Annotated in this window: 21 protein-coding genes and 2 pseudogenes; 15 read left to right on the top strand and 8 right to left on the bottom strand. The window is 66.3% G+C overall.

The window, feature by feature from the left end; all coding sequences use genetic code 11:
• Nucleotides 1–3 precede the first annotated feature (3 nt).
• Nucleotides 4–939 carry an alpha/beta fold hydrolase gene (locus tag AC1DSO_RS09730; protein WP_477068626.1) on the top strand — a complete coding sequence of 312 codons (936 nt, stop codon included), beginning with the start codon at nt 4–6 and terminating at the stop codon, nt 937–939.
• Nucleotides 936–1418, top strand: a complete 483-nt coding sequence (locus tag AC1DSO_RS09725; RefSeq protein ID WP_477068625.1) for a cupin domain-containing protein — start codon at nt 936–938, stop codon at nt 1416–1418. The genes AC1DSO_RS09730 and AC1DSO_RS09725 overlap by 4 nt, the downstream gene beginning before the upstream one ends.
• A gap of 66 nt (nt 1419–1484) precedes the next feature.
• Here AC1DSO_RS09725 and AC1DSO_RS09720 read toward each other — a convergent pair whose 3' ends face one another.
• The 3 genes from AC1DSO_RS09720 to AC1DSO_RS09710 form a co-directional block, all read right to left on the bottom strand.
• The gene (locus AC1DSO_RS09720; RefSeq protein WP_477068624.1) at nt 1485–2096 is read right to left on the bottom strand and encodes a hydrolase; all 612 of its coding nucleotides are present in this window, start codon (nt 2094–2096) and stop codon (nt 1485–1487) included.
• A gap of 122 nt (nt 2097–2218) precedes the next feature.
• A complete protein-coding gene (locus AC1DSO_RS09715; RefSeq protein WP_477068623.1) occupies nt 2219–3256 on the bottom strand; it encodes a FecR family protein in 1038 nt (345 codons plus the stop codon).
• Nucleotides 3253–3780, bottom strand: a complete 528-nt coding sequence (locus AC1DSO_RS09710; RefSeq protein ID WP_477068622.1) for an RNA polymerase sigma factor — start codon at nt 3778–3780, stop codon at nt 3253–3255. Before AC1DSO_RS09710 ends, AC1DSO_RS09715 begins: the two co-directional genes overlap by 4 nt.
• A gap of 340 nt (nt 3781–4120) precedes the next feature.
• Here AC1DSO_RS09710 and AC1DSO_RS09705 point away from each other — a divergent pair, with 340 nt between their 5' ends.
• Nucleotides 4121–4759: an alpha/beta fold hydrolase gene (locus AC1DSO_RS09705; RefSeq protein WP_477068621.1), complete on the top strand. Its 639-nt coding sequence runs from the start codon at nt 4121–4123 to the stop codon at nt 4757–4759.
• A 191-nt stretch (nt 4760–4950) separates the two neighbouring features.
• On the opposite strand, the gene AC1DSO_RS09700 is transcribed toward AC1DSO_RS09705, so the two are convergent.
• The gene (locus AC1DSO_RS09700) at nt 4951–6060 is read right to left on the bottom strand and encodes an MBL fold metallo-hydrolase (RefSeq protein ID WP_477068620.1); all 1110 of its coding nucleotides are present in this window, start codon (nt 6058–6060) and stop codon (nt 4951–4953) included.
• A 207-nt stretch (nt 6061–6267) separates the two neighbouring features.
• On the bottom strand, nt 6268–7197 hold the full coding sequence (locus AC1DSO_RS09695) for a LysR family transcriptional regulator (RefSeq protein ID WP_477068619.1): 930 nt from the start codon (nt 7195–7197) through the stop codon (nt 6268–6270).
• A gap of 195 nt (nt 7198–7392) precedes the next feature.
• Here AC1DSO_RS09695 and AC1DSO_RS09690 point away from each other — a divergent pair, with 195 nt between their 5' ends.
• A complete protein-coding gene (locus AC1DSO_RS09690) occupies nt 7393–8127 on the top strand; it encodes an SDR family NAD(P)-dependent oxidoreductase (RefSeq protein ID WP_477068618.1) in 735 nt (244 codons plus the stop codon).
• A 53-nt stretch (nt 8128–8180) separates the two neighbouring features.
• Complete coding sequence (locus AC1DSO_RS09685) at nt 8181–8780, top strand: NADPH-dependent F420 reductase (RefSeq protein ID WP_477068617.1); 600 nt, start codon at nt 8181–8183, stop codon at nt 8778–8780.
• Nucleotides 8781–8905: 125 nt separating this feature from the next.
• Here AC1DSO_RS09685 and AC1DSO_RS09680 read toward each other — a convergent pair whose 3' ends face one another.
• Nucleotides 8906–9271 (bottom strand): 4'-phosphopantetheinyl transferase superfamily protein, encoded by a 366-nt coding sequence (locus AC1DSO_RS09680; protein ID WP_477068647.1) that lies wholly within the window; start codon nt 9269–9271, stop codon nt 8906–8908.
• A 45-nt stretch (nt 9272–9316) separates the two neighbouring features.
• A pseudogene (locus AC1DSO_RS09675) lies at nt 9317–9496 on the bottom strand (phosphopantetheinyl transferase); the annotation flags it as partial.
• A gap of 839 nt (nt 9497–10335) precedes the next feature.
• On the opposite strand from AC1DSO_RS09675, the gene AC1DSO_RS09670 reads away from it, so the two are divergent.
• The 10 genes from AC1DSO_RS09670 to AC1DSO_RS09625 all read left to right on the top strand — a co-directional run bounded on the left by AC1DSO_RS09670 (nt 10336) and on the right by AC1DSO_RS09625 (nt 26469).
• Nucleotides 10336–10758: a DUF2147 domain-containing protein gene (locus AC1DSO_RS09670; protein WP_477068616.1), complete on the top strand. Its 423-nt coding sequence runs from the start codon at nt 10336–10338 to the stop codon at nt 10756–10758.
• Entirely contained in the window at nt 10755–11300 is a 546-nt protein-coding gene (locus tag AC1DSO_RS09665) for an HXXEE domain-containing protein (protein ID WP_477068615.1), read from the top strand. The genes AC1DSO_RS09670 and AC1DSO_RS09665 overlap by 4 nt, the downstream gene beginning before the upstream one ends.
• Nucleotides 11301–11532: 232 nt before the next feature.
• A complete protein-coding gene (locus AC1DSO_RS09660) occupies nt 11533–14502 on the top strand; it encodes a beta-ketoacyl synthase N-terminal-like domain-containing protein (protein WP_477068614.1) in 2970 nt (989 codons plus the stop codon).
• A gap of 23 nt (nt 14503–14525) precedes the next feature.
• Nucleotides 14526–15497, top strand: coding sequence for a tetrahydrofolate dehydrogenase/cyclohydrolase catalytic domain-containing protein (locus AC1DSO_RS09655; protein WP_477068613.1), 972 nt, complete (start codon nt 14526–14528; stop codon nt 15495–15497).
• 26 nt (nt 15498–15523) lie between these two features.
• Nucleotides 15524–18670 (top strand): non-ribosomal peptide synthetase, encoded by a 3147-nt coding sequence (locus AC1DSO_RS09650; protein WP_477068612.1) that lies wholly within the window; start codon nt 15524–15526, stop codon nt 18668–18670.
• A complete protein-coding gene (locus AC1DSO_RS09645; RefSeq protein ID WP_477068611.1) occupies nt 18667–20292 on the top strand; it encodes an MBL fold metallo-hydrolase in 1626 nt (541 codons plus the stop codon). Before AC1DSO_RS09650 ends, AC1DSO_RS09645 begins: the two co-directional genes overlap by 4 nt.
• Nucleotides 20293–20322: 30 nt before the next feature.
• Nucleotides 20323–20997, top strand: a complete 675-nt coding sequence (locus AC1DSO_RS09640) for a GAP family protein (RefSeq protein WP_477068610.1) — start codon at nt 20323–20325, stop codon at nt 20995–20997.
• A gap of 11 nt (nt 20998–21008) precedes the next feature.
• On the top strand, nt 21009–23654 hold the full coding sequence (locus tag AC1DSO_RS09635; protein ID WP_477068609.1) for a PEP/pyruvate-binding domain-containing protein: 2646 nt from the start codon (nt 21009–21011) through the stop codon (nt 23652–23654).
• Nucleotides 23655–23962: 308 nt separating this feature from the next.
• The gene (locus tag AC1DSO_RS09630) at nt 23963–24718 is read left to right on the top strand and encodes a LemA family protein (RefSeq protein ID WP_477068608.1); all 756 of its coding nucleotides are present in this window, start codon (nt 23963–23965) and stop codon (nt 24716–24718) included.
• Nucleotides 24613–26469: an MAG1210 family protein gene (locus AC1DSO_RS09625; RefSeq protein ID WP_477068646.1), complete on the top strand. Its 1857-nt coding sequence runs from the start codon at nt 24613–24615 to the stop codon at nt 26467–26469. The genes AC1DSO_RS09630 and AC1DSO_RS09625 overlap by 106 nt, the downstream gene beginning before the upstream one ends.
• A gap of 48 nt (nt 26470–26517) precedes the next feature.
• On the opposite strand, the pseudogene AC1DSO_RS09620 reads toward AC1DSO_RS09625, so the two are convergent.
• A pseudogene (locus AC1DSO_RS09620) lies at nt 26518–26661 on the bottom strand (integrase); the annotation flags it as partial.
• Between the last annotated feature and the right edge of the window lie 256 nt (nt 26662–26917).

Here is a 26917-nt window from a genome sequence, read left to right as displayed (position 1 = left end):
CAGGTGCTCAAGTTCATTCCCGTCGCCCTGGCGACCCTATTCCTTTCGACCGCGGTTCCCGTCTCCACGGCCATGGCGCAGGTCAAACCGTTCCCCGCCGGCTTCAAGACCCAGGAGATCTCCACCAACGGCGCGACGATCCACGTCCGGGTCGGCGGCAAAGGGCCGGCGGTCGTGCTGCTGCATGGCTATGGCGAGACGGGCGACATGTGGGAGCCGATGGCCGCCGATCTGGCCAAGGACCACACCGTTATCGTGCCCGATCTTCGCGGTCTGGGCCTGTCGTCCAAGCCCACGTCCGGCGGCTACGACAAGAAGACCCAAGGCGGCGACGTGGCGGGCGTGCTCGACGCCCTGAAGATTACCAAGGTCGATCTGGTCACCCACGACATCGGCAACATGGTCGGCTACGCCTTTGCCGCCGAGCATCACGACCGGGTGAACCGCTTCGTGCTGATCGACGCGCCGCTGCCCGGCGTCGGGCCTTGGGAGGAGATCCTCAAGAACCCGCTGCTGTGGCACTTCCGGTTCGGCGGCCCCGACATGGAGCGCCTGGTCGCCGGCCGCGAGCGCATCTATCTCGACCGTTTCTGGAACGAGTTCTCGGCCACCCCCGCCCGCTTCACCGAGGCCTCACGCCAGCACTATGCCAGGCTCTACGCCCTGCCCGGCGCCATGCATGGCGGCTTTTCGCAATTCGCCGCCTTCGACCAGGACGCCATCGACAACAAGGTCTTCGTGGCCGAGGGCAAGCTGACCATGCCGGTGCTGGCCCTGGGCGGCGAGAAGTCGTTCGGGCCGATGATGGCGACGGTGATGCGCTTCGCCGCCAACAACGTCACCGAAGGCGTGGTCCCCGATTCCGGCCACTGGATTATGGAAGAGAACCCCAAGGCCACCGTGGCGATGGTTCGCGCGTTCCTGGACGCCAAGCCATGAGCCGTCGCCTCGCCTCCGCCGGCGCCGCGCTCCTGCTAGTAGCCGTCGCGGGCGCCGCCTCCGCCCAAGAGCGTTTGCTGCGCCTGACCCCGTCGGACATCGAAGGCCTGGTCCAGGGCGGCGCCACGGCGGGAACATCCGGCGTAGCCGGTATCCGCACGACGATCCTCTATGGCGATCCGACCAAGGCTGGTCCCTACACGATCGCGTTGCGGGCGCCACCTAATGTCCGCATCGCCGCCCACAGCCATCGCGACGACCGCACCGCCGTGGTCGTCGCCGGCCTCTGGCGGTTCGGCTATGGCCGCAAGGCGGACGAGAGCCTCGTCAAGATCCTGCCGCCCGGCAGCTTCTACAGCGAGCCGGCCAGCGTCGCGCACTTCGCCATGGCCGGACCGGAAGGAGCGACGGTCTACATCTCCGGCCAAGGTCCCACCAGCACCGACTATGTCGAGGCGGCCGACGCGCCCAAGCCTTGACGCCCAATCCCTGTCCTCGACGATGCCGGGAGCAAGGCCGTCAAGCCTTGCTCCCGTTCCGTCGCCTCAGTGGCCGACCGCGCGCAGGACGATGTCGGCGAAGCCCTCGGCGGTCGCCTTGCGGTTCCAGTCGCGCTGCAGCTCGCAGGCCACCTGGATCCAGCTGACCGGCTTGCCGCCGGCCTGCGTGACGCGGTCGAGGCCGGCGCGGTGGGCCAGCTCCGAGGTGCCGCCCACCGCGTCCACGACCGCGAACACGTCGAACCCCTCGGCCAAGGCGTCCAGGGCCGGGAACGCCAGACAGACCTCGGTCCACAGCGCGACCACGATCAATTTGCGGCGGCCGGTGGCCTTCACGGCCGCCACGAAGTCCTCGTCCTCCCAGGCGTTGATCGCGGTGCGATCGATCGGCCGCGCGTCGGGCAGGACGTCGGTGATCGGCTTGATCGTGGGGGTGTTGAGGCCGGTGGCCACGTTCACCGTCGTGAGCACGACCGGCAGGCCGTAGAGCCTGGCGGTCTTGGCCAGGTTCGTGACATTGGCGATCAGCAGGCGCTTTTCCATCGTGACGATGGACGACACCTGGATCGGCTGGAAGTCGATGATCACCAGCGCGGCGTTCTGAGGCGTCAGCAGGTGATCGGCCAGCGGATCGCGGAGGGTCTGGGGCGATGTCATGTCGGGTCCTCGCTCATGGGTTTCGAGCAACGACGGATGTCAGCGAGAGGAGACCCCCCTGCCCCGCAGCGCTCTACTAGGGAGAACGCGGCCTTTCCAGAACTCCTCAACGGATACGGCGCCTAGCGCCGTGTCGAGACCAACTCGTAGGTTTCGCCGTTGCGGGCGATCATTCTCACCGGCAGGACCTGCGAGACCGAACGCCCGAACCGCTCGACGTCGCCGGTCTTGAAGACCCCGGTGATGCGCAAGGCCGCGACCTTGGGATCCCGGATGACGATCTGGGCTCGGGTGTAGCGGTTCAGCACGCCGACCGCCTCGGACAGCGGCTGGTCGCGAAATTCCACCACGCTCTGTTTCCACGTCAGGGCTGCGTCCAGATCGACCGGCGACACCTCGCCGGGGGTTCCCGGCCGGGCGGAGAAGGCTTGGCCGGGCGACAGCTTGATCGGCGGCGCGGACGGCTCCCCCGGGAGTGAACTCACCGACACGCTTCCCTCGGCCAGGACGACCCGCAAGGCCCCCGACGCCAGCCGCACGTCGAACTGAGTGCCCAGCGCGGTGACCACGCGCCCGGCCGCCCGCACGGCGAACGGACGGGTGCGGTCATGGGCGACGTCGAAGAAGGCGTGGCCTTTCAGCAGACGCACGTCGCGCCGGCCGCCAGCGAAGACGACGTCGAGGGCGCTGTCGGCGTCCAGGGTGACACGCGTCCCGTCCGGCAGGTCGACGATGGACTTCTGGCCTTCGCCCGTGAGGTAGTCCGCCCGTCCGACGGTGGCGAGCGACGACGCCGCGCCGGCCGCGACCTGGACCGGCTTGGCCGAACGGTCGAACCAACCCTGCCACGCGCCCGCGACCAGCGTCGCCGAAACCACCGCGACGGCGATCGAGGCCGCGATCAGCCAGGGCCGAAGAGGCCCGGCCTGGGGCTGGGGTCCGGCCCGCCTAGCCGCCCGGGCGAGGGCGGCGACCAGGTCGCTGTCGTCGGCGTCGTCGAAAACGTCCCACATTCGCTGGGCCTGGCGCCAGGCGTCACGGTTCTCCGCGCTCTCCTCCAGCCAGGCCGCGAGCCGCTCGCGGTGGGGCGACTGGTCGCGGTCGTCGCGGGCCAGCCATCGCGCGGCGGCCTGGGCCGGGGTCAGGGCGTCGCGGGTCATTGGGCGCCTCCCGCATGGGCCATCAGATGCTCGATGGCGCGGACCATATGCTTTTCGACCGCGCTGACCGACAGGCCAAGCTGCTTGGCGATGGCTTGGTGGCGAAGACCGTCGATCCGGCGAAGCAGGAAGATCGTCCGCGTGCGTTCGGGCATGGTCATCAGGGCGGCGGCGGCGGCATTCAGGGCCTGTTTGCCGGCATAGATGCGGGCGGGATCGAAATCCAGCTCGGCCTGAAGGTCGGGGTCCAGCGCCACATGCTCGTCGGCGCGCCTGACCGTGCGGCGGCGATGGCGGTCGGCCAGCACGCTGGCCGCGACTTGGAAGATGTAGGCGCTGGCGTGATCGGCATGGTCGGGCGTGCCACGCACCGTCAGGCGCAGAAAGACCTCCTGCACGAGATCCTCCACCTCGCCGGCGTTGCGGATCCGGCGGCGGAAATAGGCCGCCAGGGGGCCGCGCATCGCCGCGGCCTGCCGGGCGAACGCGTCCGCGCGCGCGGCGGCGTCGGCAGTGTCGCTCATGGGCCCCTCTCGCGCCATTCCCATCAGAGAGTTCGCCTTCTGTCCAACGACCAAAGCGGATCGGCTGTCGAGAAGGCAGAACGCAGGCCGGGAGGAAGTCCTCACATTTCGCGCTCGGCGCCGATGAGGAATTTCCACCGACCTGCGTTGGACCAGATGGAATGGCCCCAGCACGAGCTCCCTACCCTCTTCCTCTTTCAAGGATATCTTCCATGAACCAGAAAGTGTTCGCCTTGGCCCTGGCTCTCGGCCTGACGGCCTCACCGCCGCACACGGACAGACCAAGCCGACGGTTGTCCTCGTTCATGGCGCCTTCGCCGACAGCAGCAGTTGGAACGGCGTGGTCGCCGACCTGACCCGCGACGGCTACTCCGTCGTGGCCGTCGCCAATCCGCTGCGCGGCCTGGCAAGCGACGCGGCCGTCGTGCGGGCGGTGCTCGATTCGATCGCCGGCCCGGTGATCCTGGTCGGCCACTCCTACGGCGGCGCGGTGATCTCGGCCGCCAGCGACGGCGCTTCCAACGTCAAAGCGCTGGTCTATGTCGCCGCCTTTGCCCCCGAGGTCGGCGAGAGCATCTTCGAACTCTCGGGGAAATTCCAGGGCAGCACCCTGTCTGGCGCGTTGGACAAACCCGTCGATCTGCCAGGCGGCGCCCATGATCTCTACATCCAGCAGGATAAGTTCCCGGCCCAATTCGCCGCCGACGTTCCGTTGGCCAAGGCCAGACTGATGGCCGTGGCTCAACGTCCGCTCACCGATGTGGCCGGAATGGAAAAGGCGATCGCCACCGGCTGGAAGGTCATCCCCTCGTGGTGGGCCTATGGCGACGCCGACCGAAACATCCCGCCGGCCGCCATGCAGTGGATGGCCGAGCGCGCTCAAGCCAAGAAAGTGGCCATCGTTCCCGGCGCTTCGCATGTGGTCATGATTTCTCATCCCCACGAGGTCGCCAAGCTGATCGAAGCTGCGGCGCACTGACTCTTCGCGTCGCAAAACGCACGGGTGGAAGGTCACTAGCGGCGGATGCCTACCCGACTGGCGGCATACGCCAGGAGCGGAACTTCGCATCGTGCCGGTTTCTCGACCTTCAGCCGGTGAGCGCGATGGAATGATGGCGCCCACCCCGCCGTCTTCCGCGAAGTGACGGTCGGGCGAGGTGCGCGCGCTACTCAAGCGCTCGCGTCGAACACCAACTGCGTTCCCACATAGGGGCGGATCACCTTGGCGGGCATCAGCCGTGTCGCCTCGGCGATGAATACCTCGCCAGTGCAGTGCATCGGGATGATGTAGGTCGGGTCCATCTTGAGGAACTCCGCCGCCGTGCGCCGAGCCTCGTCCTCAGTGCGCGGGCGGACCAGGTGGAAGCCGCCGACCACGGCGTGAACCTTCTCGACGCCCGACAGCACCTGTGCCTGGCGAACAGCGTTGAGCACCCCCCGATGGCTGCAGCACGAGATCACCACCAGGCCAAGCTCCTTAACTACATAGCAGGTGGCCAATTCGTGCTCGCCGTCGTCGGGCGTCTGACCGTCGCGCTTGCCCACCGAGAGCTTGGCGGCATCGCAGCCCACACCCGCCCGCATCGCCGTAGGGATCGCGGCGCGCTCGAAGGACTTCAACGGAATGACACCTGTCGTGAAGGCCTGATCAGCGACCACTTCCGGAGTGGGGGCGATGCGCACGGCGAGCCCGGCCTTGGCCAGCTCGTCGCGGTCCAGCGCGCCCATGACCGGCGGCGGCGAGGCGATCATCGCCACCCGCTCGCAGAAGGTTTCCTCGCCGCCGACATAAAGCGGCAGGTGGCGGTCCTTGGCCGCCCGACCTGCGAACAGACCTCCGAAGCCGCCATAATGATCAAGGTGGCCATGACTCAGCACCGCCGCGTCGAACTGGTCGGGATCGATGCCGAGCAGGGTGAGGTTGTTGGTCAGAGTTTCCGGCGTGTAGCCGAAATCAACCAGCACGCGCCGGGTCTGGTCACCCAGTTGCGAAGTGCCCAGGATCGAAAGTCCGAACTCGGCCTTCAAGGCCTGGCGCGACATCCGGGGCCGACGGTCGCCGGTTTCGCGGTGAACTTCCAGGCCAGGCAAGGACAGGTTGGGCAGGAATGGACCGAAGGTCGCGTTGTCGATCAGCACCTGCAGCGTCAGCCTGTCCACGACGGGCGCCTTGAACCGCGGCTGGGCCTGAACAGGGACGATCACCCCGCCGTACAGGCTGGCCAATAGGCTGGCGACCAGCGCCCGACGATCGAGACGGAATTCAGACTTCGAAGTCATTTCGCGCCTCCGGACCTGGGTCCAGGCCGACGCAATCCTTTCACGACCTGCCCACGCCGACCAGCGCCCGATGAGTGCTTCGGTGGCCGAGCCGCGCCATGAGCGGAAATTGGCTGCGCTGCGGAAACCGGACATTCAGCGCGGTGTGACCTCGCCCCAATTTAATTCGAACGCCAGCACCAGATGCGTTCGATGGCTTGTCCCGTTTCAAGTGTCGCCGGTGACCTGCCGCGCGTCGTCAGCGAATACGGACCGTCCCGCAAGCAGCGGTGCGTAGCCAGCGAACCTCAGGGACACGAATTCGGTGAAGAGTCGCACGCGCTTGGTCTTGCGCGTCTCGCCCTGGGTGAGGATCCAGAGCGCGCCGTTGAGGCGTGGTTCGATGCCCGGCGCCCTCGCCAGCAAGGGATCTGCGTCGCCGACGAAGCACGGCAGTCTTGTCATCCCGATCCCTTGCCGCACCGCGGCGACCTGCGCATCGGCGTCCGGAGCCCTGAACGGCGTCCCGGCCGCGCGGACCTCGCCCGCGTTGGCCCAGTCGGGAACGCCACGATCGTTGATGACGATCGGCCGGATGGGCCCAGTCGCGCCCGCTCGCCACTTGGCCAGCAGATCGCGGGACAGGTAGGCCCCGCCGGCCAGCTGCGGTCCCATCAGGCCGTGGAGATTGAGCGGCAGAGTCTTACGGTCGACGACGAAGCGGATCGCCACGTCAGCCTCCCGGTTGGTCAGGTTCGCCACCTCGCCGGTCGATAGGATCTCGATCTCGATGTCCGGATGCAGGCGAGCGAACTCGGCCAGGTCCGGCATGAGAAGGTGGGTCGCCAGGAACGGCGGCAGCGTGACCCGCAGAAGTCCGCGAGCGCTCTGGTCCCGTCCGAAGACGCGCGTCTCCAGCTGATGAGACGACGCTTCCATCTGCTGAGCGAACTCGACGACTTCCTCGCCCGCCGCCGTCAGGCGGTAGCCCGACGGCCGCTTCTCGAAGACCTGCACCCCGAGCCGTTGCTCGAGCTGGGCGATGCGCCGGAGCACGGTCGCGTGGTTCACGCCGAGACGCTCGGCGGCGGCCCTGACCGAGCCGCCGCGCCCGACGGCGAGGAAGTAGCGAACATCGTCCCAGTCGACCTTTTGCATGGTGCAATCTTGCACCGTGATGCGCAGCCCGCAAAGGCTCCCACCGCCCACGTCACGGAGTTCGATCAGTCTTGCGGATCGTTTACGCACCACCGATGTGCGTTGTTCTGCACTGAATGTCCGGCGCCGTCAGACCTATTTCGGGGCTCTTGGATCGTCCTGGGGCGACCAAACGGAGCCTAGAAGGAGAAGGTCATGGGCAAGCTTGACGGTAAGGTGGCGGTCGTCACGGGTGGAACGAGCGGCATGGCGCTGGCCAGCGCCAAACGCTTCGTCGAGGAGGGCGCTTATGTGTTCATCACCGGCCGACGGCAGGAGGCGCTGGACGATGCGGTGAAGGCGATCGGCCGAAACGTAACGGGCGTGCGCGGCGACGCGGCCAATCTCGACGACCTCGACCGTCTGTTCGACACGGTCAAGCGCGAGAAGGGCAAGATCGACGTGCTCTACGCGAGCGCCGGCACGGGCGAAGCTGTCCTCCTTGGCGAGATCACCGAGCAGCACTTCGATACGACCTTCGGCCTGAACACGCGTGGCACGCTCTTCACGGTGCAGAAGGCCTTGCCGCTGTTCAACGACGGCGGGTCGATCTTCATGACCGGGTCGGTCGCCTCGATCAAAGGGTTCCCCGGCTACAGCGTGTATGCGGCCAGCAAGGCGGCCCTGCACGCCTTCGCACGCGGATGGCTTAACGAGCTGAAGAGCCGAAACATCCGGGTGAACGTGCTGCATCCGGGGCCGATCGCCACGCCGATGCAGGATCAGGTCCTGACCGAAGAGGCCAAGAAGATGTTCGAGTCCCTGATCCCAAGGGGAACGATGGGGCGCGCCGAGGAAATCGCGGCCGCCGCCCTGTTCCTGGCTTCGGACGATTCGAGCTTCGTGAACGGGGTGGAGCTGGCGGTCGACGGCGGCTTCTCGGCCATCTGAATTCGTGCCGGATCGCCCCGCGCGGCTGATCCCAACACCACAGGAGAACCATCATGAGCAACGCGATCATAGGCTTCGGCAAGATCGGCCAGGCCCTGGCCCACGCCTTCGCCCGCAGGGACATGGAGGTGGCCGTGGCTAGCCGGCACGCGCCCGAGGTCTTGGCGCCGCAGGCAAGGGCTATCGGCCCGACGGTCATCGCCAAGTCCCTGCAGGAAGCTCTCAAGGCCGACACGATATTCTTGGCTGTTCGTTCCGAGTCTCATCGAGATGTCGCCAGAGCTCTGCCGAGCTGGGAAGGCAAGACCCTCGTCGACGCGACGAACTCGCAGGCTCCGCTAGAAGAGATGGACGGCCTGCTGTCCTCCGCGTTCGTCGCCAAACTCTACACCGGCGCCAAGGTCGTGAAGGGATTCAACCACTTGGGCGCCACCGCCCTGGCGGCGGATCCAGTCGTCGTTGGCGGCCACCGCGTCGTCTTCCTCGCAAGCGACGACGAAGATGCGGTCGCGCCCGTGGCGGCCCTGGCCAAACAGCTCGGCTTCGCTCCCGTCAATTTGGGGCGGTTCGACGAGGGCGGCGCACTGGTTCACGCCCGCGGGTCCGTCTGGGGTCCGCTCATCTTCCAGAACATGTTCAAGACGGAGCAGTAGCGGACTCGCAGCTAATTGCGGGAGGGGCGTTTTTTCCGCAGCGAGCCGGCCGCCGAGGCCGAGCTTTGGCCTGCATCGACAGTACGGCAGCCAGGGCCGCCATGTTCCCAGGATAGGCCTTCGGGTTATCGGCCCGGCCCATTTTGCAGGATGGCGGCGACGGCTAGGACGATGTCGTCCGCGACACTCCATCGCCCCACGAATGGGTGACTTGCGAGAATGTCCGAAAGGCCCCCGCAAACGCTTCGAACCCCAAAGGTTCCCTCCCCGGCTTTCTCCTGCGTGAAGGTCATGGAAACGTCCAGGAACGAGAGGAATGTTCTCGTGAACGGGAAATACGCTTTGTAGAAGGCCTCCTTGGCGCTGAAGATGATTGTTGGCCAACAGGCTTCGCGGGCGATTGGCAGGGAAGCAAGCGCGATCCTTTCCCAGTCGTCGACAACAAGTCTGACGACGCCTTCTTCCAGCCGCGTGGCGCGTTCGAGATCCACGCCGACACCCAAGACACCGGACCGTTGGGCTGACACGGCGCAGCAGGCCAGATCACAATGAGATATGCTCCCGATGAATCCCGGCGGCCAGATCGGGACACGATCCCTGTCCGGGAGGAGAGGCGCCCGATCCTGTCCGAGCCTCTTCAAGGTGGCGTGGGCCGCCGCGCGGCCAGCGGCGAATTCACGGCGCCGGCTCGGCCTTGCGCGAAAAACAGCCGCCATCTCCTCCGGAAACAGTTCCGCGCCATACATCTCGGGAGTCGCCACTTGATACGCGACATCGATGCCTCGAAATGCCGCTGCCAGCCTCCTCTCCAGGGCGCAGCAGCGACCCAGTTCGGCGGACGCGCCAGCATGAGGTAGACCCGTCACTTCATCCTCCCAAGGCGCGTCCCGGCGCTGCCGCCTAGGCCCGGACACGTCCTCGCAACAGCGCCGCGCCGATGAGTGTGTGGAATTCGGCAGACTCGCTGGCGATCAGGAAATACATCACCGGCGTAATCGGTAGCCTCAATGCGACTGCCTCCGGAGGTCTCCACCCGGACGAGCAGGTAAGGTGTGTCGGCGGCAGGGAAGAGACTGAAACCGATTACTGGGACGAGCGGCCTCGTCCGGCCTGCTCATGGTCTTGGCCCCGGCCGCGCCAGGTCTTCGGCGTCCCGATGCAGAACATTCGCGCAACGTACGCTCAGTCGACTAGACAACAGAAGCTCTCTACCGCCGTTCGACAACAGGGTTCGGCAGACCGGATAGAATGTCGCGAATGAACCCCCAACCCAAAATCTTTCGCCACCCCCTTGACGTCCATAGGTTGTAGCAACATCAATCATCCTGCAAGGGAAAAGGGACGATGCGCCATCTGAAGATGTAATCAGTGTTCAGGTGAACAGCCGCCTCGCCTCGTGGATCTGCAATAGCCGGCCGCCCTTGCGGGCCGGGGGGGGCCCGCGATGTCGACAACAGGCGTCTTGTGCGGGCGAAAACTCGCCCTTTTTCTGGGAACCCTGCTGGCTCCCTTCGACGCGGCCATGGCCTCGCCGACTCCAGTGGGGGAGTGGCTGGTGGATAACGGATCGGCGCGGGTGGAGATCGCGCCCTGTCCGGGCGAGGCGCAGAAGCTCTGCGGTCGCATCACCTGGCTGAAATCGCCGAACGACGAGAGCGGCCGACCGCGGCGTGATGTCAAGAATCCCAATCCGGAGCTGCGTCAACGACGCGTGCTGGGCGTCCAGATGCTGAGCGGATTGACGCCCAGCGAGGATTGGTTGTGGAGCGGCGGCAAGATCTACGATCCGAAGAGCGGCAAGCTCTATGCCTCTAAGATGCGGCTAGGCGCCGACGGCGCGCTCAAGGTCGATGGCTGCGTGATCATGATCTGCCGTACGCAGACCCGGTCGCGAACGCGGTGGGTGGGCGCGTCGGGCCTGCCGCGTCCCGCCGAGCCCAACGGCTTGGCCGCAGATCGGCGGGAGGGCGCGCCATGAGCCTCGACTCCCTCATGTGGTCTTTTGCAATCGTCTTCATGCTCCACGAGTTCGAAGAAATCATCATGCTCAAGCCCTGGCTGGCCAGGAACGCGGCCGCACTCTCCAGGCGCTATCCGACCGTCGGGGCCAGGATCGTGAGACGCTATGGGGAACTGTCGACCCCGGCCATAGCCCTGGCGATCCTGGAGCAGTTCGTCATCCTGTCCCTCGTGATCCTGGCCAGCGTCGTATTTCACGCTCCAGGCCTCTGGGCCGGGGTCCTGACTGGCTATCTCCTGCACATCGTCGGCCATCTCGGCCAGGCGGCGGTCTACAGAGCCTATTGCCCGTTTCTGTTTACCAGCCTGCTCAGCGTTCCGTACGGCGCCTATTGCCTGCGCAGACTCTATGTCGAGGGCCTGATGTCTCCCGTGGAGCATCTGGGCTGGACAGCCATCGCCATCCCGCTGATCGCAGTCAACCTCCTGTTCGCCCTGCGATTGGCCGTGCTGTTCGAAGCTTGGCTAAGGCGCGCCATGGACTGGACCGCCGCCGACTAAGCCGGCGCATGTTTCGCGGGCCCCGCCTCCTCGCGCCCCACGCCGGCCGGCTTGCGCATCACACCCGCTGAGTACGCGAAATTTTTTATACAGTTTTATGTTGCATTTATGAAGATGTTAATCTTAAGCTTAAAGTTGTGAATATGAATTCACCCTCACAGGATTAATTTCCTGTGAGGGACGCGTTGTAACGACCAAGTAAAGAGAGAAATGCATTCTATATGAGGTAGGCATGCGTGACACGGATATTGCGATCCTGGGTCTCGCGGGGCGCTATCCCCGCTGCTCTTCACCCAAAGAACTCTTCGACGCCTTGGTGGAGGGCAAGGATCTCGCCACGGATGCGCCACTRTCCTCCGGCGGCCGGATCATGCGGCATTTCGCGATGGAGGCGGTGGATCGCTTCGATCACGGCTTCTTCGGCTACACGCCGTACGAAGCGATGGTCATGGACCCCCAGCACCGCGTGCTGCTGACGCAAGCCTACCGCGCCATCGAGGACGCAGGGTACGAGCGCTTTCCCGAAGGGCTCAGGGTCGGCGTCTTCGCTTCGTGCAGCTTCAGCACCTACCTGCTCAACAACATCCTGCGCAGCCGCTACTTCGACCCTGCTGAACTCAACTACAAGGTCCTGCTCGGCAACGACAAGGACACCCTGGCGACCAGGATTTCCTACAAGCTCAACCTCACCGGACCCGCGATCACCATCCAGTCGGCGTGCTCGAGCTCGTTGGTGGCCACCCATTTCGCCTGCCAGAGCCTGCTCTCTGGTGACTGCGATATCGCCATCGTGGGGGCCGCCTCGATCACGGTGCCGCAGGACGGTGGCTATGCCTACAAGGACGGAATGATCCTGGCGAAGGACGGCGTGTGCCGCCCGTTCGACCAGGACGCGACCGGAACCATCAAGGGCAACGGTTGTTCGGTAGTGGTCCTGCGGCGGGCGGCCGACGCGCTGGAGGCCAAGGACACCATCCGCGCCATCATCCGTGGCACGGCCGTGAACAACGACGGAAGCGACAAGATCGGCTTCACGGCGCCGGGGATCCGCGGCCAGAGCGCGGTGATCGAGGAAGCTCACGCCTTCGCTGGGATCGAGGGCGCGGACATCGACTACATCGAGACCCACGGTACGGGCACGCGGCTGGGCGACCAGATCGAACTGACCGCGCTCGCCCGCTCGATCCCCGAACAGGGGCGTAAGATCCCGCTCGGGGCCTTGAAGGCCAACCTTGGCCATCTTGACGTGGCCGCTGGCCTGACCTCCGTCATCAAGGCGGTCCTGATGCTGGAAAGCGGCATCGTGCCGCCGATCGGCAACTTGCGCCTAGCCAATGCCGGCGTGCCCGCCGCGACCGAACGGTTTTCCTTCCCCACCGAGGCCCACGCGGCCGACTTGCGCACCGTGGCCATCAGTGCGTTCGGGATCGGCGGCACCAACGCCCATGCCATCGTGCGCCGCCACGAGGCCGGCCCCGCTCCCGCCGATCCCCCGTCCCTCCCCTATTACCTTGTCCCGCTCAGCGTGGACGCGCCCGAGAGCTGGGACGCCTATAGGCGCGCCGTGCTCGCTAGCCTGGACGCCGGCGCGCCGTTGCTGGACTTGGCCGCCACGCTGGCGGCGCGCCGGCGGCGGCGGGCGCTTACGGCCTGTCTGCTGGTGCGGAACGCCGAAGACCTCGCCCTTCAGCTGGCCGCGCTCGAGACGCCGACCGGCAGCGCAGAGGCGGCGCCGGTCGAACTCACCTTGGCCGAGGCGGACGCGGTCAGCCGTCTGTGGCCGCTCCGCGCCAGCGCCGAGCTGTCGCAAGCGCCGTTCCCGGACCGTCTGGCCCGGCTCGGCGTACGCGAGCGGTTCGAGACGGTCGCGGCGCGGCCGGCCCCCCTCGTCACCCTCCAGATGTTGCTCGCCGGATTGGCCAAGCTCTATTGCGCTGGCGCGATCGATCTTTCGCCCCTCTATGAGTCCACGGGCTGGCGCCCGGTTCCCTTGCCCGCCTATCCGCTCCAGGAAGTCTCCCATTGGATCGAGCCAAAGGCGGAGCCAGCGGCTTCGGTTGGCGCCACGAGCGCGGCGGCGTCTTCGGTTGACGCCGAGCTTCCGGCCGAACCCGAACTCATCGAACGGATCCTCGATGTCTGGCAGGAATTCATCGGCGGCGAGCGTCCCGCGGCGGACACCTGCTTCGTCGATACCGGCGCGGACTCGTTCACCGCCATCGAAGTCATCGACCGGCTCAATGGCCTCTTTGGCTGCCAGATCGAGATCGACTCCAAGGTCGCGACCCTGACGGCGAGCGATCTGGCGCAGGAGATACTCGGCGTCTCGCGCGCGGCGACGCCCTGGATCACCTACGCTAAGCTGGGCTCACAGGATGCGCGGACGCTTTTCCTGGTGCATCCCGCCGGCGGCAGCACCTATGGCTACAGCCGCCTGGGGCGCCTGCTCCGGTCGGATATCAGCGTCTGCAGTCTCGACCTTCCGAAATCCTACCAGGGCTACGCGTCCATGACGGCCCTGGCCAGCGCCTATCGCCGCGCGATCTTGGAGCGGCATCAGGGCGGCCCCCTGCTGATCGGCGGTTACTCCTTCGGCGGCAATGTCGCCCATGAGATGGCCTGTCAGCTGCAGCGGGACGGTGTCGAGGTGGAGGCGGTGGTGATGTTCGATTCCCACCCGCCCGAAGTCTACAACACCTTCGCCGATAGTAATTTCGACTATGTCGGGGCTTTCCCCGCCATGATGGCCTCCTACTTCAAGCCGGCTCTGCTCGACGCGATGGAGCGCCAGCGGGTGGACACCCTGCCAGACGCGATCGCCGTGGCCCGCCGCGCGGGCGTGCTCGACACGCGCCTGACCGACGACGATCTCACCGCCTTTTTCCAGCGCTGGGTCTTCTCGCACGGATTGCTGAAGGCCCATGCGCCGAGCGACGTAGCCCGAACGAACCTGCTGCTGTTCGAGGCCTCGGAACCGGAGCCGCAGTCGCTGTTCGACCGGCTGCGGATGAACCGCACCGCCAAGCGCGCTTGGGCTCCTTACTTCACCGGCGTCCATACCTACCAGCCGGCGCCCGGCGATCACTTCACCATGTTCAGCAACGCCGAAAACCTCAAACGCCTCGCGCTCGCGTTCGACGAGCGGGTTCAGGCGGCAGGTTGGACGCCGCGGCCCGCCGTGGCCGCGCTGGCATTGAACTAGCCAATCACAGCAGGGGAATGGCAATGGCAGGGCAGCTTATTTCAGGACGGGCGGTCGCCGACGGAATCAATGCGCGCACCGCGGTCCGCATCGCGGCGTTGAAGGCGCAGTTCGGCGTTTCGCCGACGTTGGCCCTGATCACCACAGAGGAAGGGGGGCTGCTCAAGAGCTCCCAAGTCACGCTGCACCAGGAAGCCGCCGAGAGCCTTGGAATTTCGGTGCGGACCCAGATGCTGGACGCCCAGACGACGGAACAGGAGCTCATCGCCCGGATCGAGGCCCTCAACGCCGACCCGGAGGTCCACGGCATCCTGGTGCTGCTGCCGCTGCCGCGCACGATGCGACAGCACGTCGTGTTCGCCGCCATTCGACCGGACAAGGAACTGGAAGGCGTCACCTCGGACGAGGCGCTCGACGACCTGGGCGATGATCTCGCCGAGGGCCTGGTGGACCTGAGCGATGAGACCCGCAAGGTCAGCAGCACCCTCTCAGCGATCCGCGCGCTCCTGGAGCCGATCGGCTTTGATCCCATCCGGAGCCGCAATGTGTTCGTCGCCGGGGATCAGATCCGCGACAACTTGGTGGTGGCGCGGCTTCTGCAGATGGCCTGCCGCGCCAATGTCCAGGTGGCGGTCGCCTGGGCTGATGATCCCGCCGCACGCGCCATCACCCGGCAGGCCGAACTGGTGTTGGTTTCGGTGAACGCGCCCGAACTGGTCGACGACAGCTTTCTGTCTCCAGGCGCGGTGGTCATAGACTTCGCTCCGGTGCACGTGGGCGAACGCTACTCCAACAAGCGTGAGCGCCTGGTTCCCGTGCTGCGGAACGGCGTGGCGCTGGACGCGGCGTTGTCCCGCGCCGGACACGTCGCACCGGCCCTCGGGGGCGTGGGGCCGGTGATGATGGCCACCGTCCTGCGAAACCTCGCCGTCGTCTGCGCCCAGCAGGCGCAAGGCGACCAACCGGCCGCATTCCACGCGGCCGTCCTGGCCTGAACCGCGCGAACCGTCGGAGAAACGCCATGCGCTTTGCACTCACCACAGGTGAACGCGGCCTGACGCACCATCACAAGTTCCACCCTCAGGACGCGGGATACAATCTGAGCGGTCTGCTGCGGCTGACCGGACCTGTCGATGTCAATCGGCTCGCGCGCTGCATCGAACGCGTGGTCAACGCCGTCGACGCTTTCCGCAGCATCTTCGTCGATGACGGCGGCGAGACGTTCCGGGAGACGGATCCCAGCCGGATCACTCAGGTCGAGATCGTCACCCGCGGGCCGGCCGAGAGCGAGACGGCCTTCCTCGCCGAGGTCCAGGCGGAGGCGGCGCAGCTGCAACACGCGGCCCCGTCCCCCAGCGCCTGGCCGCTGTTCACCTGTCGCCTGTACGTCGCCCAGCCTGACTGCGTCTACATGCTGCATTCGGCGCCGCATCTGCTGGCGGACGGATACAGCGTCGCCATGTGCTACACGGCCGTAAGCACGCTCTACAACAGTCCGCGACCCGAGGATGTCGATCTTGGGGCGCTGATCTCGGACGCCGGTGCGGTGCGCGCGCGAACGCAGCGGGACGACCGCACGGACGCTCATTTCCGTCAGGCGCTCGAGGGCGTGGACAGTTTCGAGCTGCCCGGGCTTGCCCAGCCCCGGGACGATCGCGGCGGGATCACCGGCCGCGTGCTCGCCTTCGGGATCCCGCGCGAGCGGGTGGATCCCGAACTCGCCAGGCTGAAGGCGCCCGCGGCTCGGGCTTTCCTGACGGCCTACGCCGGGATGCTCAAGCGCCTCGTCCCGGCGGCCGAGACTCTCGTGGTGGGCTATGCGGTGCCAAACCGCCCGCCAGAACATCGCCGCTCCATTGGTTGTTTCGTCAACACCGCGCCCCTTGTCCTGCGCCTTGACGAGGCCACCAGCCTGGCCGCCCTTGGGGAGGACATCGCGTCCAAACTGTTCCGCCTCTATCGCTACCAGGATTTCGACGCGACTAAGGTCGTCAACATCTCGCCGCGCTTCAGCTGCCTCTTCACCACCTATCCGGAGGAACTGGGGCTCGACCTCGCGGAATGCGTCTGCGCCGCCTTGCCTATCCCGCGCCAGCATCTGCCGGGTGAAATCCGCTTGACGGTGGAGACCCGACGCTCGGAATACTGGTTCGTCTTCGATCYCGGGGCTTATTTCGCCGAGATCGACGTCGAAGAGGCCTACCGCCGGCTGCTCGGCGCGGTCCTTGGGGAAGAGGCGGCCACCGTCGGATCGGTGACTCTCCCGCCCGCGCGCTTGGGCAGCGCGGCGGCGGCCGCCGCCATCGCCGCCCAGATCGACGCTCACTCAGGCGGCGCGCCCGAGGCGTTTGAGCGTGTCGTCCGCCGTCAGGCGGACCTTCCGGCCGTCACGTTCGGGCGCGAACATTGGACGTACGGCCGACTGAACGCGGTGGCCAACCAGATGGCCCGGGTCCTGGGCGAGCTCGCCCCGACTGCGTCCGCCGTGGTCGTCGCCGTCGACCGCAGCCAGTACGCCGTTGCCCTGATCCTGGCGGTTCTGAAGAGCGGTAAGACCTACGTTCCCCTGGATCCGCGTCTGCCGGAGGAACGGCGACGACAAGTCCTCGATGACCTAGGTCAGTCCTTCATCGTGGGTTCGTCCGAGCTTCGCGGCGACGCCTGGGGACTGGCTCTGGAAGACCTTGTCGCAGCCTGCGAGGGCAGAGCCGAAGATGATCTGGCCACGCCGATCGAACCAGATCGCGACGCGTACATGATCTACACCTCAGGCTCCACCGGGATCCCGAAGGGCGTGGTGCTAACCCATCGCAACCTGCTGTCGCTGATGCTCGCGGCGGCCCCTGAGTTCGACTTCTCCGATCGCGACGTCTGGACGCTCTTCCACTCCTTCAGCTTCGACTACTCGATCTGGGAGATGTTCGGTTGCCTGCTGCACGGCGGTCGGCTCGTGGTGGTCGACTTCGCCACCACACAGGACATCGCAGGCTATGCCGCGCTGCTGCGTCGCGAGGGGGTGAGCGTCGTCAACCACACGCCGACGGTCTTCATGCACCTGGTCCGGGAGGATGCCCTGGCCAGCGCGCCGATCCAGCCGCGGATCGTGTTTCTGGGCGGCGAGGCGCTCAATTTTGCCGCCCTCAAGACTTGGACGGACAGGCGTACGCTCGATCAATGCCGGTTGGTGAACCTCTATGGGCCTACCGAGGGCACCGTCCTCGTCACCTTCCACGAGCTTTCGACCGCGGATCTCAACGGCGGCCGCAGCATCGTCGGACGTCCGCTCGCCAGCGCCGGCGTCGAGATCGTCAGCCCTGGCGGATTGGTCGCGCCGCGGGGCGTGCCGGGGGAGATCGTCATGACCGGCCTGGGCGTGGCGCCGCGGGGTTATTTCAAGCGGCCGGCCGAGACTGCCCAACGCTTCTTCGCGCGGGCCGGCGGCGGCGGCTTCAGGACCGGGGACCTTGGACGCGTCGCGGCCGACGGGCGCATCGACTTCCTGGGGCGGCTGGACCGGCAGATCAAGGTGCGAGGGTTCCGGGTCGAGCCAGGAGATATCGAGGCGGCGCTGTTGCGCAGTCCCTGGGTTCGCGCTTGCGCCGTCGGAACTCGCTGCCAGCCCGGGACCGAGCCCGTTCTCGTGGCCTATATCGCGCCGTTCGACGAGCGTTGCACGCCCGAGACGCTAAGGGAATACGCGCGCGGCCAACTCCCGACCTACATGGTGCCCTCGAGCTTTGTCCTCGTCGAGCGCATACCAACCACCTTGAGCGGGAAGATCGACTTCGACGCCCTGGCGGCGGCGGCCCCGCAAGTCCACGCCGTCAAGGGGGGCTCCGCGCTGGAACAATGGCTGTTCGGCCTTGTCGCGCACAAGCTCGGCCACGACGATTTCGAGGTCACCGACAACCTGCTCGACGTGGGGGTGACCTCCCTTGACGCGGTGGACCTCGTCGGGTCCGTGCGGGAACGCCTCGGCCCTGAAGTGCTGAGCGTCACGGATCTCTTCGAACATTCGACCGTGCGGGCCCTGGCGCTGCATCTGGACGGACCGCCGACCACGCCGAAGGCCGAGAGCGGAGCCCGCGCCCGAGCGGTCGCCCGCCAAGCGGGCCTGGCGCGCCGTGTCCTAACGCGAAGCCTCGAGCCGCGAGGAGCCGAGCAATGATCGAGCTTGCCGACGCGCCCCTCACCCTCGAAACGTGCCGCGAGGCCGCATGGCTGAAGCCGACCGTCAAGCTTGAACCCTTGATGGATCGCTGGCCCTTGTGGCCGCATCTGTTGCCACCGGCCCAGTACGCCATGAACCTCGCCGGTCGCCTGCTTCCACTCTTGCGGTCCTTCGTTGCCAATCCAGATGTCCACGCTCAGGCGAGCCTCGATCCCATGCTGTTTGGCGGACCGTTCGTCACATTGGGCCGGGGTGACGTCGCCGCGGCGCAGCGCTACCTTGAGGACCTGGAGGCGACCTCCACGGACCTCTTGGCCTTCGCGCGAGACCTGAAGGCGCTGGATCGGGCGCTCGACAGCGCGGACGGTTTCAGTCTGGACGCCTTCTACGCCGATCTGCCGCCGACGATCGGCGGGCTCGTGGAACTGGTATATGACCTAAAGAGCCATCCGCGGATCCGGCTGATGGAGGAACTCGCCTACGACGCGCTACGCCGGCGTAGGGGCCAGGGCTTCTGTCTGCACGCCGTCGACGATCGCGAGCGGCTCTTCTTCATGAACACGCCCCTGCTGGACGCTCCCGGCCGCCTGTTCCTCGACCTACCCTACGCGGACGCGCGGGTGGAGGCCTTGGCGCGGGCGCGGCTCACGGCCGGGATTGYGCCCGAAATCCTGGCCTTCCTCGCCGGCCCAGGCGCGCCGCCGCTGGACACCTTCTTCACCTTGCGGTCTCCGACGCGGAAAGCGCCGACGTTTCACGGCGAGGGCGTCCGTGTGCGTTACTTCGGCCACGCCTGCGTGCTGTTGCAGACCGCGACCACGTCCGTCCTCATCGATCCGGCGGTCGCTTGGCAGCGGGACGACGGCTTGGCCAGCCTCACTTACGACGACCTTCCCGACCGGATCGACGCGGTGGTGATCTCCCACGCCCACCAGGACCACCTGCTCGCCGAGCTGCTTCTGCAGCTACGTGGGCGCATCGGCAAGATTATCGTCCCGCCCAACGACCGCGGGAATCTCGCCGATCCGTCGATGCGGCTTATGCTGCGGGAGCTTGGCTTCGACAACGTCCAGACGCTCGCTCCCTTCGAGCAGGTGGACTTCGCCGATGGCGCGGTCATGAGCCTGCCTTTCGTGGGCGAGCATGGCGGCCTCGACATCGCCAGCAAGCAGGCGGTGCTTGTGACGCTCAAGGGCCGCAAGCTCATGTTCATGGTCGACAGCGATGGCGTCGACCCCCGCCTGTCCCAGCGGATCGCCGAGCGCGTCGGGCCGATCGATATTCTGTTCCTGGGCATGGAGTGCGAGGGCGCGCCGGGCAGTTGGCTCTACGGCCCGCTCTTCAGCCGTCCCCTCAGCCGGGCGAACGACCAATCCCGGCGCTTCTCAGGCTCGGACTGCGAGCGCGCCTGGTCCGCAGTGTGGGAACTAGGGTGTCGGCGCGCCTATGTCTACGCCATGGGGCAGGAGCCTTGGATGCGGCATCTGATGGGCCTGGAGTACACCCCCGACAGCGTGCAGCTGAAGGAGGCGGATCGCTTCCTTGAGCGATGTCGCGCGGCCGGGATCCAGGCCCAGCGTCTTTATGGCGCGCAGGAAGAGGTTCTCCCACCGGCCTGACGGTCGACGGGAATCCGCGCGGGGACGTCCATGGACTCAGCGATCACCCACTCCATCCTGATCGCCTCCGCCGGCATGGTCTCGGTCGGCTCGATCCTGATCGTCCTGCTGCTGCTGGCCAGCGAGAACGGCTTGCGCAAGGCCAACGGCTATGTAGCCGGCTATGTGCTCACCTACACGATCGTCGGCGTGCTGGTGGTGGCCACGGGCGCGGCCCCGTTCGCTTCGCGAGGGTCGCTCGCCCTGGCCGCATCGCTCTTGAAGCTGGGTCTTGGCGGACTGTTCCTGGGCGTGGCGTTGCGGCGTCTGCTCACCCGCGCCGCGCCTTTGGCGGGGGCGCCCCTGGCCTTGCTGTCCCGGCGAGAAGTGACCGCCGCGCGTACCTTCGCCGTCGGCTCGATCGCGCCGCTCATCAACCTCAAGAACTTGGTGATCTACGTCTACGCCGCCAGCCTCGTGAATGTGCGGCGCCCGCCCGAGCTGATCACGGGCCTCCATATCCTGGCGATCACCCTGGTGTTCTGTTCGACCACGATCCTGCCGGTGTTCGCGTCCGCGGTCGCCCCTGGCCACACCCGCCTGGCGCTGGGCCGGATCCGGGTGGGGCTTGAACGGCATGGCCGGGCCATTGCGGTCCTGCTGTTTGGCGCTTTCGGCGCTCTGTTCATGGCCCAGGCCGTGACCGATCTCATCCATCTCACCTAGGAGGAAGACGCATGCAGGGCATCCATCGACTGGCGTCGGAGACGACCCTGGGCCGCGTCGAGATTGGCGGCAAGGCGGACGGGCTCCTGCGACTCATGCGGACGGGCTTTCACGTGCCGGACGGGATCGTGCTCGACGTCGGCTTTTTCGCGCCCTGGATCGATACGGTCGCGCGCCATCCGGCCTGGGCGGCGCTCGCTGTGGCCCAGGCGCAGGATGTCCCCGACCTCTGTGACGCGCTGAAGTCGGTTTGCGACACGCTCGTCCTGGATGCGGAGAGGCGCGCGGGACTGGCGCGCGCGCTCGCGCCATTTGGCGCCCGTAACCGCTTCGCAGTGCGCTCGTCATCACCGGACGAGGATCTTGATGGCGCCTCCTTCGCCGGCGCCTACGAAACCGTTCTCGGCGTCGAAGCCGCATCGGTCGAGACCGCGGTCCGGCGCTGCTTCGCCTCCGCACTCGACGCGCGGATCATCCTTTACAAGCGAAGGATGGGGCTGCGCGACGATCTCCCGCCGATCGCGGTGATCGTCCAGCAGCAGATCGCCAGCGAGGTCGCGGGCGTCGCCTTCTCCATCAATCCGCTCACGAACGACCACGACGAGGCGATGATCAACGCCAACTGGGGTCAGGGGGAGACGGTTGTGTCCGGCAAGGCGTCTCCGGACAGCTTCATCGTCAGCAAGACAACCCTGGCGGTCTTGAGCCGGACACTCGGGGGCAAGGAGAGCTCCGTCTGGTTGGCGGCCTCCGACGGCGTCGTCGAACGCCCGGGCCTTCGGCGCGACACCTTCTGCCTCGACGACGATCAACTGGCGACGCTCACCCGCGCGCTCAAACGCGTGGAAGAGGCCTGGAACCGGCCGGTGGACGTCGAGTGGGCCTTTGAGGCCGGCGCCCTGCATCTACTCCAGGCGCGGCCGATCACCACCCACCTGCCGGTCCCGGCCGGGCTGGCCACGCCGCCGGGCGCGCGGCGTCGCCTCTATTGGGACCTGACGCTCAGCATCCACGGCATCTTCGAACCGCTCAGCCCGCTGGGCGCGGCGGTGATCGAGCGGCTGATCGCCGCGATAAGGCGCGAGATGTACGGCGGCGGTCGTTTGCCCGTCGCCCCCCAGGGCGCGCTGCCGGTGATCAGCGGGGGGCGCATCTATCTCAACTTGAACAACTTCATGGGCCTGGTGGGCGAGACGCGGGTCCTCAACCACCTCATGATGCTCGATCCCCTGGCCAGCTCGGCTCTAGCGGCCGTCGACCGCGCGCGGCTCGCGCCGTCAGGCGTGCGCCGGCTGCCCTTCCTCGCCGCTCTCGCTTGGCGGATGCCCCGACGGATCACCAATACGATGCGGGGCTTGAGACGGCCGGAGCGGGCGCGGGCGCGTTGGGAGGGCTTGTGGCGGCGTCACCGCCAGATCTTGGACCAACTCCAGGGCAAGGCGCTCGCCCCCGACGCCTTCGTGGACGCCGTGATGGCCCACACGCTGGGCTTCATCCTGCGCGAGACGCTGGTGCTGTACGTCGCCAGCCGGGTGGCGCTCGGCCGTATCGCCAAGCTGTTCCCCCAGCCCGACCTCGAGACCCGCGCGCAGCTCGATGCGCTCGAACAGGCCCTGCCGGGCAACCTGACCATCGAGATGGGCCTTGCGCTGCACGCGCTCGCGCCGCTTGTCGCCCCAGAGGAGACAGCCGCCCTGCCGGAACGACTGATGAGCGGCATGGTGTCGCCAACCCTGTTGTCCGGGTGGCAGGACTTCCTCGCTTCCTACGGCCATCGCGGACCTAAAGAGATCGATCTCGCGGCGCCGCGTTTCCGAGAGGCGCCGCACCTCCTCTTGCACGAACTAGCGAGCGCCTGCGCCGCCCCGCCTGGCGCCACCTCACCGTCCGAGCGTTTCCAGCTCGGGCAGGTGGCGCGTCGTCACGCGCAGGCGGCGCTGGCCGCTCGCCTCTCGGGCCGGCCGCGCCTGGTCCAGCGCTTTGACGCCTTATGCGCGGCCGTGGAGACGCTGGGCGGCTTCCGGGAAAGCCACAAATACGTAGCCGTCGAGGCCATAGATCGGATCCGCAGCTACATGCTGGACTTGGCGCGGACCTGGGCGGCGCTGAAGCGGATCGACACCATCGAGGACATCTTCTTCCTCGATCTGCCGCAAGTGACCGCGGCGGCGGACGATCCTCGCCTCGACCTGAGGCCGCTGGTGGCGCGGGGGCGCGACGTGACTGACGCCGCCAGTCGGTGCAAAAGCCTATCGCCCCTGATGGATTCTCGTGGCCGCTTCCATCGGCCACCCCGGCCGACATCCGCGCGTCCGGGCGAGGTTCCCGGGCACGCCGTCTCGACCGGCGTGGCGATCGGCCGAGTGAAGGTTCTGAACACGCCTTCGGAGAAGCCGTTGCTGCCGGGAGAGGTTCTCGTCGCCCGGGCCACGGACCCGGGCTGGACCCCGCTCTTCGTCAACGCCGCCGCCATCATCCTTGAGGTCGGCGGCGCCCTGCAGCATGGCGCGCTGGTCGCCCGAGAGTATGGCAAGCCATGTGTCTCGGGCGTGCAGAACGCGACGCATCTGTTCGTGGATGGGGAGGAAGTCGAGGTCAATGGCGACCTGGGTGTCGTGCGGCGCCTGACTCTCGACGCGCTCGAAGAGACCGCCTGAAACGACGGCCGTGTCTGAGATCTCCGACGTTGGAAGCCTTGTGTACGGCCGGTAGCCCGCGCTGACTGCTAGCCCATCTGTATAGATGCGCGCCTATTGAACATGGGCTCGCCCCTACCCAGACCCGCCGCCTTGGCGACGTTGTGAGGCCGTGAAGCCGCGCTGCTGGCGCCAAACCGTTGCCACAGTACACGCGACGCCTCTCGGTTGAAGTGTGCGATAAGCTCTCTCCCAGCGAAAGAATATCTTAGCGGTTCGCTGATCTAGCTTGGCCATGGCGAAACGGCGTCATTCTATGAGGACGGTTCATGGGTAATGAGCTCGACGAAGTCACTGGTCCGGTCAATCGGGCGGGGCGAGACATCAATGTCATCGAGAAGCAGATTCCCGTGACGATCGGCGTGGGCTCCCTGATCTTCGAGATCGCGCTGTGGGCCGCCATTCCCGCGATCGCCCTGACCAGTCTCACCCTGGGGTGGGTACCGCTGCAGAACGGCGTCGTCGTGGCTGCGCTGGGCGTCCTGCCCGGCCTGATCTTCCTATTCATGAAGATCAATGCGCTGGCCTATCTGCGCAAGCTGCAGCAGAAAATCCAAGCCGACGCTTCCCAGATCGACAACTATCTGGAGCAGCGCGTTATCATCTTGAACAACGTCGTCGGTCTTCTGAACAAGGCCGTTGATCTCGACAAGGACGTGATGAAGAGCGTCACCGCCCTGCGCAGCGGCGCAGGTGCAGACGCAGGCACGGGCGCAGACGCCCAACGCAACGCCGCCTCGGCCGAGATGAACAGCGTACTGTCGCGTATCAACGTGGCGTTCGAGGCCTATCCGGACCTGAAGGCCCACGCCGCCATCGCCGACGCCATGCAGCAGAACAGCTATCTGCAAAAGGAAATCACCGCCGCGCGCACCCTCTACAACGACACCGTGGCGATCTGGAACCAGGACATCTTCGCCTGGCCGGCCAAGCAGATTGTGGCGGCGCGCAACGGCTACACCACCCGCATCCCCTTCACCGCGACGACCGAGGTCAAGGCGGCGGCCCGGGAGACCTTCTTCTGACCGGGGATATCTACGAACCGCTCGACCACTATCAGGCCGGCTTGAAGAATGCCCACCGGCAGCACACGGCCGACCTCTTCGAGGACCTGGTTCGCAGCTCCCGCATCGATGAGGCGGCCAACGCCAAGACGGTTCAGGAAATCCGCAATCTGGACCAGCGCGGCAACGCCTCCGGCGCCAGCACCCGATGGTGGAAGCTGCTGCGTGTTGCAGCCTTCCTCGCGATCGTCGTGACCCTGTTCCTGGCCTACAACAATCACCCCGCCTGGCTGGCGGGGTCGGTCGCTCTGCTGGCTGCGATCCTCGCCAAGCTCAACCCCATCATCAAGGCGGGCAACAGCCGCACCCAGGCCTTGGCCGAGGCTCGCGCCGAAAAGGAGGCCCTGGCGTGGGGCCAGATGGCGGCGCTGAATAGCCTGTTCGACTGGGGGATCTTTGCCAGGCTGGTCAGCAAGACCATCCCCAGAATCGAACTGGACCCCTATTTCAGCCATGCCCGCCTGACCAACCTGCATCAGTCCTACGGCTGGAACGACGCGTTCAACAACAGCCGATCGGTGATGTTCGCCCATACGGGCGTCGTCAACGGCAACCCCTTCATCATGGCCCAGACCCTCAACCATTGGATTGGGTCGAAGACCTACAGCGGCAGCCTGACGATCTACTGGACCGAGCAGGTGCGCGATTCCAACGGGCGCTCGAGCTCCGTGTCGCGCTCCCAGACGCTGAGGGCTTCGGTCACCAAGCCTTTCCCCGACTATGAGACCGAGTCGATCCTGATCTACGGCAACCACGCGGCGCCGGACCTGAACTTCAGCCGCCGGCCCTCGTCCCTGTCGGGGCTGGACGACGGCATGATCGGCAAGTGGCGCAAAGACCAAGCAATCAAGAAGCTGGAGGCCAAGGCCCGCAAACTTGCGTCCGGCTCAGGTTTCACCCCGATGGCCAACCGCGAATTCGACGCCCTGTTCGCCGCCGAAGACCGCGATCATGAAGTCCAGTTCCGCATGTTGTTCACCCCGCTGGCCCAGCAGGAGATGGTGAAGATCCTCAAGGACAAGGCCATCGGCTTCGGCGACAATTTCGTCTTCACCAAGCTGCAGAAGATCAACGCCGTCGAGCCCAAGCACCTTACCAGCGTGGACATCAGCGCCGCGCCCGAGATGTTCCGCTTCTACGACCTGGCGACGGCGCGCGCACATTTCAACGACTACCACAATGCGCTGTTCAAGGCCTTTTACTTCAGTTTCGCGCCGATCCTGGCCATTCCCCTGTACCAGCAGCATCGCCCGGCCGAGGACATCTATGCGGGCGTCATCCAGGGTTCGTGCTTCTGGGAGCATGAAGCCATCGCCAACTACATGGGCGAAAGTCGCTTCAGCCACCCCGACAGCGTCACCCGAAACGTCCTGAAAACCGCAAGCCAGGGCGGCGAACAGGGCGCACAGAAGGTCCAGGTCACGGCACATGGTTTCCGCGGCGAAAATCGCGTCGATTACATTAGTGTCCATGGCGACGACGGCCATACTCACCAAGTGCCCGTGCATTGGGTCGAATACATTTCGGTGGACCGCACCTCCGAAATCCTGGTGTGCGACGAGGCGCCAGCCGCGACGCCGGAGCCTTACACAGGCCCGGAAGCGGCCCCTCCACAAACCACCCCGCGTTGGCGCGATCATTTCGCCCAGCACGGCCTCTCGCCGGAGAATGCAGTCGGACGTCGCTCCCTATTCGCAGCTCTATTGCGATAGAGCGAAGGCCGCGCCCCATGTCTGTGCAGCTCTGATGGCGTGCTGACAGGCGAGATCGCGTACGCGCCCGTTCGCTTTGAGCTGTTGTCGGATTCCCCAGATGTGCTTGGGCTTAAACGGCGGCTTGGGGCCGATGATGCGGCCGGTGTTCCAGGGACGCTTTGGCGAAAGGAAGAGGTCAAGTTGAGCCATGTTCGCCTCCTGCGAATTGGCTACTCCCCTCGCCTCATACCAACCTGTTTTCGCCGCCCTTTGCTGTCGCGCCGTGAGCGACCCCTTCGCTGCTCCAGATTCCGGACATTCGCCCGTCGACACCGACGGTGACATCCGACCCATGGCGGGCGTTCCTGTGCTCTGCTCCCCTCCGGGAGGGGCGTCGCGGAGCGACTGAGGGGCCATCTGGGCATAAGCCGAGCTGCCCCCTCCGGCCCTCCGGGCCACCTCCCCC

It is taken from the genome of Caulobacter sp. P4_E5, from assembly GCF_056401555.1.
The sequence above is the reverse complement of the archived record's forward strand: the minus strand, read 5'-3'. Positions and strand labels throughout refer to the sequence as shown.

Excerpts from the sequence above, each read along its gene's own strand:
- AC1DSO_RS09725 (WP_477068625.1), top strand. The coding sequence starts at position 936 with ATGAGCCGTCGCCTCGCCTCCGCCGGCGCCGCGCTCCTGCTAGTAGCC.
- AC1DSO_RS09720 (WP_477068624.1), bottom strand. The coding sequence starts at position 2,096 with ATGACATCGCCCCAGACCCTCCGCGATCCGCTGGCCGATCACCTGCTG.
- AC1DSO_RS09715 (WP_477068623.1), bottom strand. The coding sequence starts at position 3,256 with ATGACCCGCGACGCCCTGACCCCGGCCCAGGCCGCCGCGCGATGGCTG.
- AC1DSO_RS09655 (WP_477068613.1), top strand. The coding sequence starts at position 14,526 with ATGGCAGGGCAGCTTATTTCAGGACGGGCGGTCGCCGACGGAATCAAT.
- AC1DSO_RS09710 (WP_477068622.1), bottom strand. The coding sequence starts at position 3,780 with ATGAGCGACACTGCCGACGCCGCCGCGCGCGCGGACGCGTTCGCCCGG.
- AC1DSO_RS09665 (WP_477068615.1), top strand. The coding sequence starts at position 10,755 with ATGAGCCTCGACTCCCTCATGTGGTCTTTTGCAATCGTCTTCATGCTC.
- AC1DSO_RS09640 (WP_477068610.1), top strand. The coding sequence starts at position 20,323 with ATGGACTCAGCGATCACCCACTCCATCCTGATCGCCTCCGCCGGCATG.
- AC1DSO_RS09700 (WP_477068620.1), bottom strand. The coding sequence starts at position 6,060 with ATGACTTCGAAGTCTGAATTCCGTCTCGATCGTCGGGCGCTGGTCGCC.
- AC1DSO_RS09630 (WP_477068608.1), top strand. The coding sequence starts at position 23,963 with ATGGGTAATGAGCTCGACGAAGTCACTGGTCCGGTCAATCGGGCGGGG.
- AC1DSO_RS09635 (WP_477068609.1), top strand. The coding sequence starts at position 21,009 with ATGCAGGGCATCCATCGACTGGCGTCGGAGACGACCCTGGGCCGCGTC.
- AC1DSO_RS09690 (WP_477068618.1), top strand. The coding sequence starts at position 7,393 with ATGGGCAAGCTTGACGGTAAGGTGGCGGTCGTCACGGGTGGAACGAGC.
- AC1DSO_RS09695 (WP_477068619.1), bottom strand. The coding sequence starts at position 7,197 with ATGCAAAAGGTCGACTGGGACGATGTTCGCTACTTCCTCGCCGTCGGG.
- AC1DSO_RS09685 (WP_477068617.1), top strand. The coding sequence starts at position 8,181 with ATGAGCAACGCGATCATAGGCTTCGGCAAGATCGGCCAGGCCCTGGCC.